At 40.3% G+C, this 17,918-nt stretch carries 16 protein-coding genes; 6 read left to right on the top strand and 10 right to left on the bottom strand.

What is annotated here, in order from left to right:
• Positions 1-66 precede the first annotated feature (66 nt).
• Together queA and Hs30E_RS05255 are read left to right on the top strand one after the other, a co-directional pair.
• Positions 67-1,098, top strand: a complete 1,032-nt coding sequence (queA, locus tag Hs30E_RS05260; RefSeq protein WP_172208556.1) for a tRNA preQ1(34) S-adenosylmethionine ribosyltransferase-isomerase QueA — start codon at positions 67-69, stop codon at positions 1,096-1,098.
• 141 nt (positions 1,099-1,239) lie between these two features.
• Positions 1,240-1,590, top strand: coding sequence for an isochorismatase family protein (locus tag Hs30E_RS05255; RefSeq protein WP_308780833.1), 351 nt, complete (start codon positions 1,240-1,242; stop codon positions 1,588-1,590).
• A 25-nt stretch (positions 1,591-1,615) separates the two neighbouring features.
• Here Hs30E_RS05255 and Hs30E_RS05250 read toward each other — a convergent pair whose 3' ends face one another.
• The 5 genes from Hs30E_RS05250 to Hs30E_RS05230 all read right to left on the bottom strand — a co-directional run bounded on the left by Hs30E_RS05250 (position 1,616) and on the right by Hs30E_RS05230 (position 7,511).
• Positions 1,616-2,494 carry a DMT family transporter gene (locus tag Hs30E_RS05250; RefSeq protein WP_172208554.1) on the bottom strand — a complete coding sequence of 293 codons (879 nt, stop codon included), beginning with the start codon at positions 2,492-2,494 and terminating at the stop codon, positions 1,616-1,618.
• A 51-nt stretch (positions 2,495-2,545) separates the two neighbouring features.
• Positions 2,546-3,973, bottom strand: a complete 1,428-nt coding sequence (purF, locus tag Hs30E_RS05245; protein WP_172208552.1) for an amidophosphoribosyltransferase — start codon at positions 3,971-3,973, stop codon at positions 2,546-2,548.
• 595 nt (positions 3,974-4,568) lie between these two features.
• The gene (gene ispG / locus Hs30E_RS05240) at positions 4,569-5,690 is read right to left on the bottom strand and encodes a flavodoxin-dependent (E)-4-hydroxy-3-methylbut-2-enyl-diphosphate synthase (RefSeq protein WP_172208551.1); all 1,122 of its coding nucleotides are present in this window, start codon (positions 5,688-5,690) and stop codon (positions 4,569-4,571) included.
• A 140-nt stretch (positions 5,691-5,830) separates the two neighbouring features.
• Complete coding sequence (locus tag Hs30E_RS05235; protein WP_172208550.1) at positions 5,831-6,019, bottom strand: hypothetical protein; 189 nt, start codon at positions 6,017-6,019, stop codon at positions 5,831-5,833.
• Between the two features lie 52 nt (positions 6,020-6,071).
• Positions 6,072-7,511 carry an NCS2 family permease gene (locus Hs30E_RS05230; RefSeq protein ID WP_172208549.1) on the bottom strand — a complete coding sequence of 480 codons (1,440 nt, stop codon included), beginning with the start codon at positions 7,509-7,511 and terminating at the stop codon, positions 6,072-6,074.
• Between the two features lie 214 nt (positions 7,512-7,725).
• Between Hs30E_RS05230 and Hs30E_RS05225 the strand changes: the two genes are divergently transcribed.
• Positions 7,726-8,538, top strand: a complete 813-nt coding sequence (locus Hs30E_RS05225) for a Cof-type HAD-IIB family hydrolase (RefSeq protein WP_172208548.1) — start codon at positions 7,726-7,728, stop codon at positions 8,536-8,538.
• A gap of 50 nt (positions 8,539-8,588) precedes the next feature.
• Here Hs30E_RS05225 and Hs30E_RS05220 read toward each other — a convergent pair whose 3' ends face one another.
• Positions 8,589-10,901, bottom strand: a complete 2,313-nt coding sequence (locus Hs30E_RS05220; RefSeq protein WP_172208547.1) for a YhgE/Pip family protein — start codon at positions 10,899-10,901, stop codon at positions 8,589-8,591.
• 209 nt (positions 10,902-11,110) lie between these two features.
• On the opposite strand from Hs30E_RS05220, the gene Hs30E_RS05215 reads away from it, so the two are divergent.
• The gene (locus tag Hs30E_RS05215; protein WP_172208546.1) at positions 11,111-11,644 is read left to right on the top strand and encodes a TetR/AcrR family transcriptional regulator; all 534 of its coding nucleotides are present in this window, start codon (positions 11,111-11,113) and stop codon (positions 11,642-11,644) included.
• Here Hs30E_RS05215 and Hs30E_RS05210 read toward each other — a convergent pair.
• Positions 11,641-12,237, bottom strand: a complete 597-nt coding sequence (locus Hs30E_RS05210; protein WP_172208545.1) for a 3'-5' exonuclease — start codon at positions 12,235-12,237, stop codon at positions 11,641-11,643. The genes Hs30E_RS05215 and Hs30E_RS05210 overlap by 4 nt on opposite strands.
• Before the next feature lie 151 nt (positions 12,238-12,388).
• On the opposite strand from Hs30E_RS05210, the gene Hs30E_RS05205 reads away from it, so the two are divergent.
• Positions 12,389-13,075, top strand: coding sequence for a response regulator transcription factor (locus tag Hs30E_RS05205; protein WP_172208544.1), 687 nt, complete (start codon positions 12,389-12,391; stop codon positions 13,073-13,075).
• Positions 13,072-13,956, top strand: coding sequence for a sensor histidine kinase (locus tag Hs30E_RS05200; protein ID WP_172208542.1), 885 nt, complete (start codon positions 13,072-13,074; stop codon positions 13,954-13,956). The genes Hs30E_RS05205 and Hs30E_RS05200 overlap by 4 nt, the downstream gene beginning before the upstream one ends.
• 39 nt (positions 13,957-13,995) lie before the next feature.
• Here the strand turns inward: Hs30E_RS05200 and Hs30E_RS05195 are convergent, their stop codons facing one another.
• The 3 genes from Hs30E_RS05195 to Hs30E_RS05185 all read right to left on the bottom strand — a co-directional run bounded on the left by Hs30E_RS05195 (position 13,996) and on the right by Hs30E_RS05185 (position 17,305).
• Positions 13,996-15,162 (bottom strand): ABC transporter permease, encoded by a 1,167-nt coding sequence (locus Hs30E_RS05195; protein WP_172208540.1) that lies wholly within the window; start codon positions 15,160-15,162, stop codon positions 13,996-13,998.
• The gene (locus Hs30E_RS05190; protein ID WP_172208539.1) at positions 15,149-16,291 is read right to left on the bottom strand and encodes an ABC transporter permease; all 1,143 of its coding nucleotides are present in this window, start codon (positions 16,289-16,291) and stop codon (positions 15,149-15,151) included. Before Hs30E_RS05190 ends, Hs30E_RS05195 begins: the two co-directional genes overlap by 14 nt.
• A gap of 84 nt (positions 16,292-16,375) precedes the next feature.
• Positions 16,376-17,305, bottom strand: coding sequence for an ABC transporter ATP-binding protein (locus Hs30E_RS05185; protein ID WP_172208538.1), 930 nt, complete (start codon positions 17,303-17,305; stop codon positions 16,376-16,378).
• Positions 17,306-17,918: the final 613 nt, after the last annotated feature.

Raw genomic sequence — 17,918 nt, 5'->3', positions numbered from 1 at the left:
CCAATTGTAACGCTTTTTAATAACTTTGTCAAGCAATAATATCATAAAAATGTTATAATTTAGCTTATGAAGATTAACGATTTTAACTTTAATTTACCCGAAGAATTGATTGCCCAAACACCGCTTGAAAAACGCTCTGAAAGTCGGCTTTTGGTACTTGACAAAACCAATCATACCATGCAAGACAAGCATTTTTACGATATAATTGATGAGCTTGAAACAGGTGACACCCTCGTCCTCAATGACACGCGCGTTCTGCCCGCTCGTCTCCATGGTCAAAAAGCCGATACGGGCGGTCATATCGAGCTGTTGCTACTGAAAAATACGCTTGCTGACGACTGGGAAGTCCTTGCTAAACCCGCGAAAAAGCTGAAAAAAGGCACGGTTATCACGTTTGGTGACGGGCGCTTGACGGCGCTTGTTGTTGACGACACGCTCGACCACGGCGGTCGGATTGTTAGGTTCAGCTACGACGGCATTTTTCTTGAGGTTCTCGAAAGCCTCGGCGAGATGCCCCTACCGCCTTATATCCACGAAAAACTCGCTGACCAAGGGCGCTATCAGACCGTTTATGCCAAGGAAAATGGCTCTGCCGCTGCGCCAACTGCTGGCCTTCATTTTACGGATGACCTCTTGGCTCAGATTAAAGCAAAAGGCGTGAATCTTGCTTGGGTGACCCTCCATGTTGGCTTGGGGACTTTTCGTCCTGTCAGCGTGGAAAATGTTGAAGACCATGACATGCACAGTGAATTTTATGTGTTACCAGAAGAAACAGCAACGCTTATCAAGGCGACAAAAACAGCGGGCAAACGTGTGATTGCTGTCGGAACAACTTCTATCCGCACACTAGAATCTGTGGCACAAAAATTTGACGGCAAAGTACAAGCTGATAGCGATTGGACAAACATTTTCATCAAACCCGGCTACCAATTTCAAGTTGTCGATGCCTTTTCGACCAATTTTCATCTGCCCAAATCAACGCTTGTCATGCTCGTTTCTGCCTTTGCTGGTCGTGACTTTGTGCTGAATGCTTATCAACACGCCATTGATGAACACTACCGTTTCTTTAGTTTTGGTGATGCCATGTTTGTGAAATAGGGGTGACCTATGACAACTGCTTTATTAATTTACAAAATGCTGTCTGTGACAATTTGTTTGAGATAGATAAACTGATACCACGCATTAATCAGCGAATCGCTGACTTTCGAGGACAAAATTTGCCGATTATCTAGGTGCAACATGAAGATGAGGAACTTGTCAAAAGCGAGACAGACTGGGCCTTACATTCTGATTTACAAGTCAGCGAAAAGGATATTTTCGTTGCCAAAAATCATGCCAACGCTTTTTATCAGACACATTTTACAGGAAAAATTAACTGAAAATGGCATTAACAGTCTCGAAATTTGGGGCGCGCAAACGGAATATTGCGTCGACAGCACCGTGAAATTTGCGCACGGTCTAGGCTATCAGCTGACCATGGCGCAAGGCGCTAGCACGACCAAAAATAATGACTTTATGACAGCGAGCGATACCGTTGCTTTTTACGAAAGTATTTGGCGGAATCGTTTTGTGAAGCTGACAAACTTCTGAAAGATTCGGAAGTTTTTTTCTGTTCTTATTGCGCTATTTTTTTATTTGGCACTTGTGCGATTATAATCGCCACGAACATCAGCGTACACCCCAATAATTCACGGCTTGTCAATGTATCGCCTAAAATCAAAAAGCCTGCTAATAGGGAAAAGACAGATTCTAAACTCATGATGAGTGAGGCAATCACTGGTTTGACATGTTTTTGTCCAATGATTTGGAGGGTATAGGCAACGCCTGACGACAAAATTCCAGTATATAAAATCGGTATTTTCGCCTGTAAAATGCTTGTCATATCTGGCGTTTCAAAGAAAATCATAAAAATCAGAGATAAGATACCTGCGACTAAAAATTGTACAACCGATAAATAAATCACATCAACATGGGACAAAAAGTGATCAATTGACAAAATATGACAGGAAAAACCAGCCGCACAGAGCAAAACAAGAAAATCGCCCATCTCAACCTTGAGACTGCCTGTCATACAGAGCAAATACATGCCGATAAGGGCAACGGCAAGCGCTAGCCAAATCGTGCGACTGACTTTTTTGCCCCAAAAAAGCCCGATAATTGGGATGATAATGATATAAAGAGCGCTGATAAAACCAGCTTTACCGACTGTCGTCATCATCAGACCACGTTGTTGCAAATAACTTGCGACAAATAAAATCACACCACAAATAATACCAGCAATCAACGATTTTTTCAACTTGACACCTGAGATTTTTTTCTCCGCAAAAAATAACAGACAAGGCGCAACCGCAAGTGCGCCGAGCAAATAACGCAAAGCGATAAAGGTCAGTGGCCCGATTTTTTCAGTTCCAACTTGTTGGGCAACAAAAGCCAGCCCCCAAATCATGGCAGTTAGCACTAATAAAGCAGTTGATTCTATTCGTTTTTTATCCATTCTTCTATTATCTCAAAAAATCGCCAGAATAGGCAAATCCTGACGATTTTTTTAGTAAAACGATACTTTTTCCTTCAATCCCAAATTATAATCATGTGTGTAATCGTACAAAGGTGTTGGGTAAACACCATCAAAGTAAGAAGTACAAATCTGATTGCCCAATCCAATTGCTTCTTTGAGGCCATCAATCGAGAGAAAGTGCAAACTATCAGAGCCAATAATTTCATTGATTTCATCAACTGAATGATTAGCAGCAATCAGCTCCTTGCGGGTCTGAATATCAATACCGTAAAAACACGGATAGGCAAGCGGTGGACTGGCAATGACAACATGAACCTCCGCCGCTCCCGCCTCTTTGAGCAGCGTGACAATTCGTTTCGACGTCGTCCCGCGCACAATCGAATCATCCACCATAACCACGCGCTTGCCGGCAACAACACTACGCACACCCGACAATTTCATGCGCACACCTTGCTCGCGGAGTTCTTGGGTTGGTTGGATAAATGTTCGTTGGACATATTGATTTTTGACCAAGCCCATTTCATAGGGAAGACCTGAAGCCTCAGCAAAACCTGAGGCAGCTGACAAGGAGGAATTGGGGACACCAACAACAATATCAGCTTGAATATCTAAGTTTTCTTGCGCTAAAATCCGTCCCATATTTTTACGTGCTGTATGAATATTGACCCCGTAGATATTGCTATCGGGACGCGCAAAATAGATAAATTCCATGCTACAAATTTTCAAATCAACATCATTTGTATAAGTGTCCACCTGCACGCCGTCATCATCAATGACAACGACTTGGCCTGGCAGAACGTCTTGGACAAAAGTCGCCCCCACAACATCAAGCGCACAAGTTTCACTGGCAATGACATAAGCACCATTTGCGAGCTTACCAATCGAAAGCGGTCGAAAACCATTGGGATCGAGCGCCGCAATGATTTTGTTCTCAGTCATGAGAAGGTAGGCAAAACCGCCTTTGACGGTATTGAGTGCCGCCTTGACATTATCCATAAGCTCAGACGAAAAGCCACGGCGAATCAGGTGCATAAGAATTTCCGTATCCGAATTACTGTGGAAAATCGCACCTTTTGATTCCAGATCTTTTTTTAATGTTCGGGTATTGGTCAGATTACCATTGTGGCAAAGACCAAATTGTCCGTCATAAAAATTGAACAAAAAAGGTTGCACATTGTCAATTGATGCCGAACCTGCCGTTGCATAACGAACGTGACCAATCGCAGCCGAACCTGACAATTTCTCCAAATCTTTTTCATCTTTAAAAACTTCCGATAAAAGCCCTAAATTTCTATGCCCCTTGAGCTTGCCTTTATCATTCGAGATGATTCCTGCACCCTCTTGCCCACGGTGTTGCAAGGCATGCAAGCCAAAATAAGTAAGTCTAGCCGCCTCAGGGTGTCCCCAGACACCAAACAAGCCACATTCCTCATTTAAAGATTTTAGTTTGTAAGTCATTTTACACCTATCTATTTTTATAATTTGATTAAAATAATTACAAATCGGCTCACTAGCTCGAAATCTTACACTGGTTTTGCAATCATTTTTGAATATAGTTCCATTTTACGCTGATTACCTGTGAAAATACAGAAAATTCCCTTGATTTTCGTAAAAATCAAGGGAATCGTTCGGATTTAAGGTCATTATTTATTTTTTATCTGATTAACTGTAAAAGGAAAACTCGCCACTTTTATCATTATTTACCCAACTTTAAAAAGTCAATCAAGTAGATACTCAATTCACTATAAAACCAAAACACTTTTGACTAGATTCGTCACTTCATCGTTTGGCTGATGGCAACTAAGGTTGCCTCTATATGAGGGTAGCCACATACAACGTACCTTAGTACTTTACCACTTGGGCTTTGCGAATTGAGTATAGTAACACCATCACAAGCACTGATAAGGCTAACAACACAAATGCCAAAATCAGAAAAATCAAGCACGCGCCCGTTTTTAGGCTACGAATTTCCGCTTCACTTTACCAGATGTATAAAACAGCGCAACAACAGTCATTAAACTACTTACGAACATACAAATCAGCGGTATTGACATCATTTACTTATTTCTTCATCTTCAATTTCTTCGTGCAATTTCCCTGTCTCCTTGAAAAGCCGATACATGGCATCAATTTCGGCTTTAAATTCCGCTAACATGACTGCCTCGTCAACTGTTTTGACGATTTTGCCTTTTTTAAAGAGCATGGCTTTTCCTGCACCACCTGCAAGACCAATGTCTGCACCACGCGCCTCGCCTGGACCATTAACACCACAACCCATGATTGCCACGGTAATCGGTGCTTTAATTTCAGAAATATAAGCCTCAAGCTCCTCGGCAACTGGAATCAAGTCAATCTCAATTCGCCCACAAGTTGGACAAGAAATCAGTGTCGCAGCATTGTCAATCAAACCAAAAGATTTGAGAATCTCACGACCAACCTTGATTTCTTCAACTGGATCAGCTGACAGAGAAATTCGCATCGTATCGCCAATGCCGAGCGACAAAATTGCGCCCATTCCCGCAGCCGACTTGACTGAGCCTGAAAATAGTGGACCAGACTCGGTAATGCCAAGATGTAGCGGATAGTCAAATTCTTCTGCTGCAAGCGTGTAGGCTTCAAGCGCCATACCAACATTAGAGGCTTTCATCGAAATGATAATGTCATAAAAATCAAGCTCTTCAAGAATCCTAACATGTTCTTTTGCTGACTCTAACATCCCTTGGGCTGTTGGATAACCATATTTTTTTAGAAATTGTTTTTCAAGACTACCAGCATTTATCCCAATCCGAATCGGAATATTTTTAGCTTTACAAGCCTCGACAACCTTTTCAACTCGATCTTTACGACCAATATTACCAGGATTAATCCGAATTTTATCCACACCCGACTCAATCGCTTGGAGCGCCAAACGGTAATCAAAGTGAATATCCGCAACCAAAGGTATATTAATCTGCGCCTTAATGTCTGCAAGTGCAAGCGCCGCCGTCATATCAGGCACTGCCACACGAATCAGCTGACAGCCCGCGGCTTCAAGTGCATTAATTTGCGCCACGGTCGCTGCCACATCCTGCGTTTTAGTCGTACACATGGACTGTAAAATTACCTTGTTACGCCCGCCAATCACAATATCGCCAACGCGTACCGCACGCGTGTCTTTTCTATTTGTTAAAGCCAAAACATGACCTACTTTCTTTTTAAATACTAGCCATCTCTTCCTAGTTTTAATTATATCAAAAAACACCTGTAACAGTTTACAAGTGTTTTACGAAAATAAAACATTGTTTACATATCAAAAGTGATTTGATTTTCAATCCCTTATTTCTCTTTCTTTTTGACAAATGCTAGACCAAAAAAGATTATTGGTAGCATAAAGGTACCAAATAATTCACCTGAAGCATAAGCACCTGTTCCATTTGGTCCTTTTAAAAACTTGGGAATTGCAACAATTAAAGTAAATAATGCCATCCCTAATGCCCATTTGCGTTGTATTATTTTTCTTTTCATAGGATTATTATATCAAAGTATATCCCAAAAAGCAATTAACGCCTCAAAAAAATTACATCATCGCCAAAATCACAAAGTTAATAATAAATAACACATTCACAACCCAAATAACAGGACTAATTTCATTGGCTTTACCTTTGGCGAGTTTAACAACTGTAAAGAAGATAAAACCAGCCGCAATACCGTAAGAGATACTGTAAGCAATTCCCATGAAAATTGACGCAAAGAAAGCTGGAATCGCCACTTCGAGATCTGTCCAGTCAATTTCCTTGAAAGAGGCTAGCATCATGACACCAACAATAATCAAAACTGGCGCTGTCGCAGCGCTTGGTACGATTGAAATAAATGGTAGAAAAACTGATGACAAGAGGAAACAAATCGCTGTAACGACAGATGTCAAACCTGTTCGCCCGCCAGCGCCAATCCCCGCTGCTGACTCAACATAAGTCGTTGTATTTGATGTGCCGAAAATCGCACCGATTGATGTTGCTGTGGCATCTGCAAACAAGGCTTTGTCCATCTTAGATGAGAATCCTGAACCATTTTCCAAAGATTTTTCATCTTCTTCTGAGAAAATGCCTGAACGACGACCAGTCCCGATAAAGGTACCGATTGTATCAAAGGTATCTGACAATGAAAATGCCAAAATAGTCATCAAAACTTGAGGAATTTTCTCAGAGTCAGAAAACAAAGCCCCCATCCCTTTATGGCTAAAAGCAGCACCAAAAGTTTGGCCAAGGTCATTCATCGCTGATCCAAGAGAATTAGCTTTGAAGTCAATCGTTCCAAGGTCAACCACACCAAAAATAATTGCAAGCACTGTTGTCGAAACAATCGAAATCAGAATCGCTCCCTTAACATTTCGCACAACCAAAACAGCTGTGATTACAATGCCCAAAATCGCAACAAGTACAGCTGGCGAGGTAAAATTAACCAATCCAGGTACAGCGCTTGAAGTCGCTTCAATCGTTGCTTTGCCTTTATCAGCACCTTTACCAAGAACTGTGTAAGTCCCAGGATCAGAGGTAAACTTCAAAAGACCCGCATTTTTTATCCCAACATAGGCGATAAAAACACCGATACCACCACCAATCGCATGCTGCAAACTTTCAGGAATCGCTTTGATAATCAGCTTCCGAATCTTTGTAACCGTAATCAAGATGTTAATCATGCCACAAATGAAAACCATGGCAAGTGCCTCTTGCCAAGAATAACCAAGTCCAAAAACGACTGTAAAGGTAAAGAAAGCGTTAAGCCCCATACCAGGTGCTTGTGCATAAGGAACATTTGCAAAAAGTCCCATAATCAATGTACCAATAACAGCTGAAATAATTGTCGCGAGAAATACCGCTTGATATTTCATACCTGTTTGCGAAAGAATTGACGGATTGACAAACAAAATGTAGCTCATGGCAAAAAATGTCGTCAAACCTGCCATAATTTCACGGCTGACTGTTGTACCACTTTCTTTCAGTTTGAAAAACTTGTCCAAAATAAAACCTCTTCTTTTTAATAAATAAATTTTAAGTACTTTATCATTTTAAAGTATCACACATGGTCTTGCAAGTTAATTTTAGCTTTTCAAGCTATTTTCACGCTAAATGTTCGGATTTCTATAATGACTGTCCTTTTGACGTAAAAATGTTATAATAGACAAAAACGCTAATTTAGAAAGGCTGAGTTATCAAAACTCAATATATTATATCATGACAGAGAAAAAACTGATTGCTATTGACCTTGATGGGACAACTTTACATTCTGATGGTGTGACTATCTCAGATTACACCAAAGCAATTTTTAAAAAGGTTGAACAAAAAGGACACCAAATTGTCATCGCAACTGGGCGTCCTTATCGTATGGCAATTGACATTTACCAAGAACTTGGGCTTGAAAGTCCGATGATTAATTTCAACGGCGGCATGACAAGTATCCCCAATCAAAAATGGGCGCACACTGTTTCCAAACACATTGACAAGGCTTTAATTTTCGATTTGATTAAACACCAACATACTTTTAAACTTGATTTTCTAGCTGCTGAGTATCGTCGTAAATTTTTTATCAATGCACTTGATAAAGCGGATCCAGGCATCTTTGGCGTTGAGAGTTTTTTGCCGCATCATCAGCTAAAAATTGAAAAACTCAATGCTAACCCTAACGCTGTTTTACTCCAAACACGCATCACAGATAAAATCAGCCTCGCCGATAAAATGGATGAACATTTTAAGAATCAAGTCAATGTCAGCGCTTGGGGTGGACCAAACGGTATTCTTGAAGTCGTACCAAAAGGTGTCAGTAAAGCGAGCGCACTTAAACATCTGCTAAAAATCAACAAACAAGAACGCTCTGATTTGATTGCCTTTGGTGATGAACACAATGACATCGAAATGATTAAATTCGCAGGTACAGGCTACGCGATGAAAAACGCCAGCGCAACTTTACTCCCTCATGCTGACCAACAACTAAAATGGACAAATGATGAGGACGGTGTCGCACGACAATTACAAGAAATGTTATTATGACTTGAACAAGTAAAATCTAAGCTAACGATTTTGCTTTTTGAATGCTATTATCAAACATTCTTCGTCACATTTTTAACAGTAAATGGTGTCAAGATAGCAAAGAAAATCGCAACTAGGATAAGGATACTTGCTTGTACCGCTACATTTCCAGATAGGCTAATGACTTGTCTAAGCCCAGAAACTGCGTAAGTCATCGGCAACCATGGATTGAGTGTTTGGAAAAATTTGTCAGTCAAAGCAAGCGGATAAGTCCCAGCGCTAGACGCCAACTGCAAAAGTAGCAGAATCAGCACAATGAAAGCACCAGGCTTGCCAAAAGCTGTGTTAAGGAACGTTGCAAGTGCCATGAAGGCAAGGGAAATCAAGATAATGAAGAAAAATGTTTCAAGCTCATGATTGGCGCTAAGTCCGAGCAAATGCACGGCAACATTGACCAAAATTGCTTGCGCAATAGCTATGACACCATTGGTTGCGAGCTTGCCAAGAAACCAATCCAGACGATTTTTATGCTTGCCACCAGACAAAGAAGTACCAATTAGCATATTAGTAGACAAGGCGCCGACAAAAAGCGCGACTGCAATCATATAAGGCGCCATACCAACGCCGTTTGCGCTCGCATTATCAGTATCTTTATGGCTGAGTTTGATAGGTTGGCTGATTACTTTACTAGCAGTTTTCGTCAGATTTTGCTGGCTGAGTTGCGCTTCAGCCGCTTTGAGCGATTGACTAAGCGTAGCTGAGCCGCTTTGGAGTGTAGTCAAAGCTGAGTCAAGTTGTTTACCACCGCTTGCCAACTGGCTTGTGCCTGATGTGAGCTGAGTTGCACTCGTTGTCAGTTTATCGCCACCAGACAACAAGGTCGCTGAATTGTTATTTAACTGACTTGCCCCGTCATTTAACTGTGAAATTGCACCAGAAAACTGTGCGACACCTGTTGATAGCTGCCCAAGACCCGCTGTCAAAGCAGTGTTAAGTTCTTGCGTACCGATAGCGAGTTGCGCACTTGCAGGCATAATCTGTGTGCTGAGAGCGGCGTTGACTGCGTTCATACCTGATGATAGCGTATCAAGCGCTTGTGAACCCGTTGGCAAAACTTGCGTGGCGGCGGCGGCGAGTTGCGCCGTTGCTGCTTGGCTTTGCGCTTGCTTATTTGCGATTTCGCTCAATACAGTCTGAAGATTTTGTACCGACTGCAACGTTTGCGTGGCTTGACTTGTTACCTCTGAAGAAGTTGACGTGAACGCTGATTTTAGCTCAGCTTGTTGCTCAGAAGTCAGAGATTGATAGGCTGACGTTGCCTGCAAAGCTGCAATTTGCGCAGTTTCTTGTGCTTGATTACTAGCAATAATCGTCGTCGCATTTGTCGCAATCGCTGTCAGAAGTCCTGTGATAGCTGACAATTCTGACGGTGCTTGATTTGCCGTATTAAAATTTTGGATTGCCGTGTTGAGACTTGTCAATCCTGTTTGAAGTTGCGCAATTTGAGCTTTTTCCTCATCTGACAAAGCTGTTTGGTTTGATAAAGTTGTCAGTCCAGCGTTTAATTGAGCTGTACCGTCAACTAGGGCTTCTACCTCGCTTGTTTTTTGTGAAAAAGTAGTCAAACCTGTCATCAAGTCAACTGATTGACTATTGGCTTGAGATAAACCATTTGCCACTTTCGCTGTGCCGTCCGTATACTGTTTGAGCGCGCTTGACAAGGTTTTCGTACCGTCAGAAAATTCAACGGTTGACTTAGCAAGCGTGTCTAACCCCGTTGTCAAAGTTTGACTACCAGACACAAGCTGACTTGCGCCATCTGTCAATTTTTGACTGCCGTCAGCAGCCTCACTCATTCCCGTTTTGAGTGTGCCAAACTTGTCGAATATCTCAGAGGTGTAAGTCGCTGTCACATTACTTGCAACTTCCGCTTTCAGCTTTTCCATGGCAGATTCACTCATTTTAGCTGAAATGAAGTTGTGACCTTTCGTCGTTTGATACGCAATTTTAGCAGGTTTTGCTGAAACGTCTAACAAGGTCGTTGCATTTTTAGAAAAATCACTTGGCAAGGTAATTACCATGAAATATTTGCCAGATTTTATACCTGACGTTGCTTTTTCTTCTGACACAAAATGATAATCTAAGGCCTTATTTTTGGCTAATTTTTCAACTAAATCATCGCCAAGATTGACTGTTTTTCCGTTCAAGGTCGCTGATTTGTCAAGATTGATAACCGCAACTGGCAAATCTTGAATCTTGCCATAAGGATCCCACATAGACGATAGAAAAATGATATTGTAAAGCGCAGGAATAAATGCCAGTGCTATCATAATCCCAATAAATAATTTATTCTTCAAAATAGCTTGCCATTCTTTTTTTATCATAATATCTCCTTCATTTGAGCTTCAGGCTAATTTTCTACGAAAGTTTACGATTTCGTCGCACCACTTTCAGCATCATGTTTTTTATACTTTAGACAGCTTGTCTTTAATGATATTTTTTATTATAATACTTATTGTAGATATAGCAAGAATTTCACACGTCAAAATGGACATTGTGTCCACATTTGTATAAGAAAGGGTTTTCATTTTAAATGACCGACATCCGAATCACTAAAACACGACGAGCAATTGAACAAGCAATGAGCGATTTACTCAAAGAAAAGAGCTTTGACCAGATTACCACAACAGAATTGGTCAAGCGCGCTGGTATCAGTCGTTCGAGTTTTTATACGCATTATCAAGATAAATACGAGATGATTGACACTTATCAGAGGATTTTTTTCACCGAAGTTGAATACATTTTTGATAGACATAGCAAAGATTGGCGCGCAGCAATTTATGAGATTTTCGAGTTTTTGGCTAAGGAATCTGTTTTGTCTGCACTTCTTTCTGAAAATGGCACGCGCGAAATTCACATTTTCCTACGTCAAAAACTCAAAAGTTTATTAACGACTGTCATTCATCCACATTTTGGGCGTCAATCGCTTGATAAAGTCAATCTTGACTATCGAACAACTTATTTTTCGCACGCCATTTTTGGCATGGTACAACTTTGGATTTCTCGTGGCAAAAAAGAAAGTCCGCAAGAAATCACGGACACTTTAATTCCAATTATTCGGTTTTAAAACAAGCCCGCTAAGCTGGCAAAGGGGTTATCACTTGCATTAGGCTCTTTTTTATTTTGCTGAGCCATGAGTTTCTCCGCCTCTTGCGTTTCCTTCATCGCCTCATAAACGCGTGCCGTCATTCTAGCATCAGCCAGAGCATTATGTGCATTTTTTTCAGCAACATTGAAAAAACTTGCCAAGGTTTTGAGCTGAAAGTTTTTGATACCGTGAAGTTTATTATCACGCATGCTGTCAGCAATTTCGTAAACATCTAACGCATAATTTTCAGATAAATCAAGCCCATTTTCAAGCAAAATCGGCAAATCTGACTTGTGAGAATTGTAGCCAATAACAGGCAAATCGCCAACGAAATTTTTCAACTCTGTCATGACTGCCACAGCTTTTGGTGCTGTCATGACTTTCTCCTGAGTAATGCCCGTCAAGCCGACAACAAAAGAGTTAAGTGGGACACTTGAGTAAACAAAAGAATCAAAATCGGCAGTCTCATCACCTTTATCAAAAATGACCGCCGACACCTGAATCAGATGCTCAACAGTATCCACGGTGTTAAATTCCAAGTCAAATGCAACATATTTTTCTATGATTTTCATAGTTGTATTATACCAAATTTTTAGGGAATTTTGTGTTTTTTGAAATATTTAAAGAAATAATCGTATGATTTTTTATCTCAATTTTAAAACGCAACAATCGCTCAAAGCGTGGTATAATTGATTTAACCAAAATAAAAAGAAAGTTTGGACTATGGCTAATTTATTAATCGTGGAAGATGACCTCAATATCTGTCAACTTTTGGAACTTCTATTGAAAAATGACCACCAGTTGACGATTGCCAATTCTGGAGCTGAGGCACTTTTGCTTGCTGAACACTCACAATTTGACTTGATTTTACTTGATTTGATGTTACCTGGTGTAACTGGCGAGAGTATTTTAACGACAATTCGCAAAACCAGCAACGTCCCAATTATTATCACGACAGCAATTGATGACAAAGCGAAAATTGTTGAATTGCTCAAAAATGGGGCAGATGACTATATCACAAAACCTTTTAATATTGAGGAGTTACAGGCTCGAATTGATGTTCAGATTCGCAAAGCAACACGCGCACTAGAAACGACTCAGACATTTACTTATAAAAATATGACCTTGATTCCTGACAATTTTGAGCTAAAAATCGGCGATGAAACACTTGTTATTGCGCACAAAGAGTATCAAATCATGGCCTTACTCATCAATAATCCGAGCAAGATTTTTACCAAAGAAACGCTTTACGAACGTGTCTGGCATGAGAGCTATTTGGGTGGCGAAAATACGCTCAACGTTCATCTAAGCAGTTTGCGCAAAAAATTAAAGGTTGCCGATCCTCATACAGATTATATCGAAACAGTCTGGGGCATGGGTGTTAGGCTTGCTAAAGGGGCTGACACATGATAACAATCATCATTGCCACAATCGCCTTTCTCCTTGCCTTATATCTGGTTTTTTTATTGCTAGAAATACGACACCTCACGCGCCAACTTCACTTTATTTCTGACAAAGAGACAAACGCTGAGCTGACATCAGCTTCTAAAATCAAGTTGATTCGTGAGTTACTTGACGAAAATAATCATCTTATCCGTAAAAATAAGCAGTTTTATCGCGAACAGATTGCCAAAGATAAGTCGCTCCATGAATTGCTGACGAACCTCACACATGACCTAAAAACGCCGCTGACTGTCGCCTCGGGCTACACACAACTGCTTTTACGAACTGAAAGTCCTGAAAATCCTGAAATCGTCGGTAAAATAGCTAGCAGTCTGACCTCAATCAAGCAATATCTTGATTATCTCATGACTTACAACTTGATTCAGGAGAAAAATATTTCCCTGAATTTGGAGCGTATCAACCTGTCTAGCCTCTTACGTGAAAGCCTTGTGCTTTACTATGAAGCCTTTTCTGAGCATAAGCTTGTCCCTAACTTCCAGTTTCTTTCTGAAGATAAATTCGTTATCGCTGATACCGTTGTTTTACAGCGTATTTTTCAAAATATCCTAGGTAATATTATCAATCATGGGGAAGATTTCGTAAAAATCGTGATGATTTCTGACAAGAAGCAACTGACCTTAACTTTTTCAAACGGTCTACGGACAGCGATTGATAATCCCGAGCTACTCTTACAACGTTTCAAAACCAACGAACCCTCTAGGACAAATAAAAGTACGGGTTTAGGGCTAAATATTATCCAAGAACTTTGCCAATTGATTCACGCTGAGCTGAGTTTGACTGTTACTGATGATGAATTTTCAGTTACTTTTATTTTAAATTTGAATTAAATAAAATAAATATCGCTAATTTAGCGATATGTTTTTCTTTTAATTCTCCTGTTCCCGCAATTTCCCAATCAACATGGCAAGGCTCAGAAATGCTAAGACAAATAACAACTGCATGCCATAGCCCTTACACAACTCAAGTCTTTGTGTTTGATTAAATTTAGTATGGTAGCCAATCAATTGATTAGTCACTTCGTACCAATAAACAGGCAGAAATTTTGAAAACATTTTCACGGAAGTGCTTAGCATGGATAAAGGGATAAACACGCCGCCTAAAAAGCTCATGCCAAGCGCTAGACTATTGACAATATTGCTAATAATTTCTGGTCTTTTGATGAGTTTACTCAGCAAAAACGAAAGCGACAAGCAAACGAGCGTGAGTAAAGCCAGATTTAGCAGATAATAAGGCAAGTTAGCATCAACTAAAAAGCTTTTGCCGTTCAAAACTAGGGGTAAAATGACCGCACAAAGTAGCCAAAGCCCGCTACCAATCACGCCAACACCAAGCATAAGTTGCTTGTTCATTGAACGGTAAGAGACTGGCGCACACAAGATTCGGCGCTTTCTATCGCTATCTTCGTAAAGAATCAAAATCATACCAACGCTAAAAGCACTCATTGAAATCATGACAAATGGCATGATTTGAAAAAGACTGCTGTGATTTGATAGTTTGCCACCATTTTTATTTGTCGCTTTGAGGGTAATGGCTGCCTCATTTTTCTCGTAATTTTTGACTTTTTCAACGGCTTTGGCAACCGTATAGCCACTTTTGTATAAAATATTAACATCATTTAAAAAAGTGTTGACTTGATTGGTCACATAAAGACTCTCATTTTCCGACGACTCTATGATTTTTAGCGGTATTTGCTTATTTAGATAATCTTGTTCAAAACCTTTGGGAATCTGAATCACACAGTAAACTTCCCGATAATAAATGGTCTCTTGAATCTTAGCCTTGCTCGTCAACTCTAGCCCGTCTACCACTTCTTGTGTCATTTCAAGATAGGTTACTAAACTTTTTGAAAGGGTTGACTGGTCCTTGTCAACAAGGGCAATTCTGATTTTTTCAGATTTGAAACTTTCCATTTGCGAGTTGCTAACGCCTGCTGCTTGGCTCATGATTGCCATGCCGATAAAAATAAGGAGATAGAGGAGAGCGGGCGCAATATTCCTTTTGAAAAGTAGCATAAATCCTTTAAAGACTGTCATAACGTTCCCTCCTAAGCAAAATAAAGGATAATGTGATAAAAATCACACTCATTGTCCCCAAAAGCAACATATCTCGCATATAACGGCTCGGATTATCATAAACGCGCAAGCAATAAAAGGCATCAGCCAGTACTGCAGCAGGGTTTAGACGGTTGATAATCGGGCAAAATTTCTCGATAATAAAGCTCATGCTGTTGAACATCAGCCCCGCTAGAAATGACGGTAGCAAGGTAAAAAGCACGCTCAAGCTCATTTTCATATCAATCGACCCTTTATTTGAGGCGCCGACAACCATACCCAAAGAAACACCAATCGTACAGCCCATAGCAACGGTGGCAATCAGTCCTACGAGACTGTCGCCTAAACTGATCTGCATGCCCTTGATCACATAGCAAACGAGCAAGAGAACACTAATAAAATCAACAACGAACATGACAATAAAGTCAACCAAAATCAGTTTCAACTTGTGTGTGGGACTACTACTGCGCCGAGCGCCCAAAGCTGATAGATTGGCTTGGGAATCAAAGGTCGTCTTAACGCCCAGATACATGCCTGACAAACAGGCATAAGCAATCAAGGCAAAGAAATATTGCACGAAATTATTGGTCGTTTTGCCACTCGGTAAAACGGTTTTTACTGCTGTTTTAGCGTTAGAAAGACTTTGAGTTGCTAGTGGCAATTTATCTGGATAATCGGTCGCAATATCTGTCATCATAGCTGATGTTTTATGATAACTTTCAAAGACCGTATTTAAAATACTAGTCTCTAAATCAATTTTGGTGACGGTTAATTTGAGGGAATCGCCTAGATAGAAAATGCCACTGATTTTACCATCGTCAAGCGCTTTTTCAGCACTTTTCTGATTTTTGAATGGCTTGATTGTGATGAGCTGTTCATCTGCCATTTTCAATAGAAATTCTCTTGCTGACTGACTTTTTTGATTGGCTGTGTTAGTGTTTTTTTCAACAATCGCAACGGGAATTTCTGTTGTCATCTCACTATTTTTTGCCAAATGACCAAAAGCGAAATAAAAACAAGTGCCGAGCAAAAGCGGGAAAAAAAGTGTCCAAAATAAGACTCGCCTTTCCCGAATGGTTTGTAACAAACGGTATTTTAATAAATGCGCCATTTCTTCTCCTTATAATTTGAACTTAAAGCTAATTTTCTAGGAAAATTTGCGCCTACGGCGCATCGCTTTTTAGTATCATGGTTTCTAATCTCGCAGTTGTTTACCAGTTATTTCCAAGAAAACATCGTTTAAGGTCGGTAATTCCGACAAAACGCGCCCAAAAGTAATATCGCAAGCTTGCAAATGGTCTAATATCCGAACGAGATTGTGCTTATCTCCTGTACAACGAATCTCAAGCATTTGAAAATCATAGGTCAAATCAAAAACATGGGGCAAACTGTTCAGCAACGCCAAATCATTTTCTTCTAATATAATCTGATCAATCTTAATCGTTTCGCCAATTTTCAGCAAGCCTTTCAATTCCTCGCTCGTCCCTTGTGCTATCACGCGCCCATGGTCAATAATCGCAATTCGGCTACAAATTTGCTCGACTTCTTCCATATAATGCGATGTATAAATAATCGTCGAGCCTTCGGCATTCAATTTTTGAATGCCCTCTAAAATATTATTTCGGCTTTGCGGATCAACTGCAACCGTTGGCTCATCAAGGATAATCAGCTTAGGTTTATGCGCAATGCCACACGCAATATTGAGACGACGAAGTAAGCCACCTGAGAGTTTTTTTGGACGTTGCTTGACATAATTCTCTAAGCCAACAAACTCGATTGCCTCCTCAACATAACGTTTTCTTTGCGTTTTATTTGGGATATATAAACCACAAAAATAGTCAATATTTTCATAAACAGTCAGTGTGTCAAAAACAGCAACATTTTGCAGAACAATACCGATTTCCTGCTTAATATCATAGCTATCAACCCGCATTGGTTTACCAAAAATCGTGATGTCTCCCTTGTCATATTTTAAAAGCGCCAGTAGACAATTTATCATCGTCGTTTTCCCAGAACCATTCGGCCCAAGCAGACCAAATACCTCCCCCTCTTGAATGTCCAAATTTAAGTGGTCTAGCGCCAAATTATTGCCATAACGCTTAACCAAATTTTCAATATGTATCATGTGTAATTTCCTTTCTTAACGCTATACGATTATTATACACTGGTTCAACACACAAAATAAGTGTCCTTTGTCAGTTATTGTGATGACAAATGTCATCATTTTTCAAAATTATGCGACTTTTATCAGCATTTAGTGTAAAATTAAAGAAAGTCATTTTATCGAAAAACCATGATACTAAAAAACGGTGCGCCCAAGGCGCAAACTTTCGTAGAAAATTAGGGGTTTGCCGTAAGCGAGCATAGCTCGTGCGGACAAAACGTCTATTTTCCTAGAAAGTTAGCTTGAAGTTCAAATAAAACCATGATACTAAAAAGTGGTGCGACAGAGTCGCAAACTTTCTTAGAAAATTAGGGGTTTGCCGTAAGCGAGCATAGCTCGTGCGGACAAAACGTCTATTTTCCTAGAAAGTTAGCTTGAAGTTCAAATAAAAGCATGATACTAAAAAGCGGTGCGCCCAAGGCGCAAACTTTCGTAGAAAATTAGTGTTTTGCCGTAAGCGAGCATAGCTCGTGCGGACAAAACGTCTATTTTCCTAGAAAGTTAGCTTGAAGTTCAAATAAAAGCATGATACTAAAAAGCGGTGCGCCCAAGGCGCAAACTTTCGTAGAAAATT

Source organism: Pseudolactococcus hodotermopsidis (assembly GCF_011170085.1).
Taxonomy (GTDB): domain Bacteria; phylum Bacillota; class Bacilli; order Lactobacillales; family Streptococcaceae; genus Pseudolactococcus; species Pseudolactococcus hodotermopsidis.
This window is presented reverse-complemented; position numbering and strand designations above follow the sequence as displayed.

Coding starts and splice junctions, on each gene's coding strand:
- queA (WP_172208556.1), top strand. CDS start 67: ATGAAGATTAACGATTTTAACTTTAATTTACCCGAAGAATTGATTGCC.
- Hs30E_RS05255 (WP_308780833.1), top strand. CDS start 1,240: ATGAAGATGAGGAACTTGTCAAAAGCGAGACAGACTGGGCCTTACATT.
- Hs30E_RS05250 (WP_172208554.1), bottom strand. CDS start 2,494: ATGGATAAAAAACGAATAGAATCAACTGCTTTATTAGTGCTAACTGCC.
- purF (WP_172208552.1), bottom strand. CDS start 3,973: ATGACTTACAAACTAAAATCTTTAAATGAGGAATGTGGCTTGTTTGGT.
- Hs30E_RS05235 (WP_172208550.1), bottom strand. CDS start 6,019: ATGAAAAGAAAAATAATACAACGCAAATGGGCATTAGGGATGGCATTA.
- Hs30E_RS05225 (WP_172208548.1), top strand. CDS start 7,726: ATGACAGAGAAAAAACTGATTGCTATTGACCTTGATGGGACAACTTTA.
- Hs30E_RS05220 (WP_172208547.1), bottom strand. CDS start 10,901: ATGATAAAAAAAGAATGGCAAGCTATTTTGAAGAATAAATTATTTATT.
- Hs30E_RS05215 (WP_172208546.1), top strand. CDS start 11,111: ATGACCGACATCCGAATCACTAAAACACGACGAGCAATTGAACAAGCA.
- Hs30E_RS05210 (WP_172208545.1), bottom strand. CDS start 12,237: ATGAAAATCATAGAAAAATATGTTGCATTTGACTTGGAATTTAACACC.
- Hs30E_RS05205 (WP_172208544.1), top strand. CDS start 12,389: ATGGCTAATTTATTAATCGTGGAAGATGACCTCAATATCTGTCAACTT.
- Hs30E_RS05200 (WP_172208542.1), top strand. CDS start 13,072: ATGATAACAATCATCATTGCCACAATCGCCTTTCTCCTTGCCTTATAT.
- Hs30E_RS05195 (WP_172208540.1), bottom strand. CDS start 15,162: ATGACAGTCTTTAAAGGATTTATGCTACTTTTCAAAAGGAATATTGCG.
- Hs30E_RS05190 (WP_172208539.1), bottom strand. CDS start 16,291: ATGGCGCATTTATTAAAATACCGTTTGTTACAAACCATTCGGGAAAGG.
- Hs30E_RS05185 (WP_172208538.1), bottom strand. CDS start 17,305: ATGATACATATTGAAAATTTGGTTAAGCGTTATGGCAATAATTTGGCG.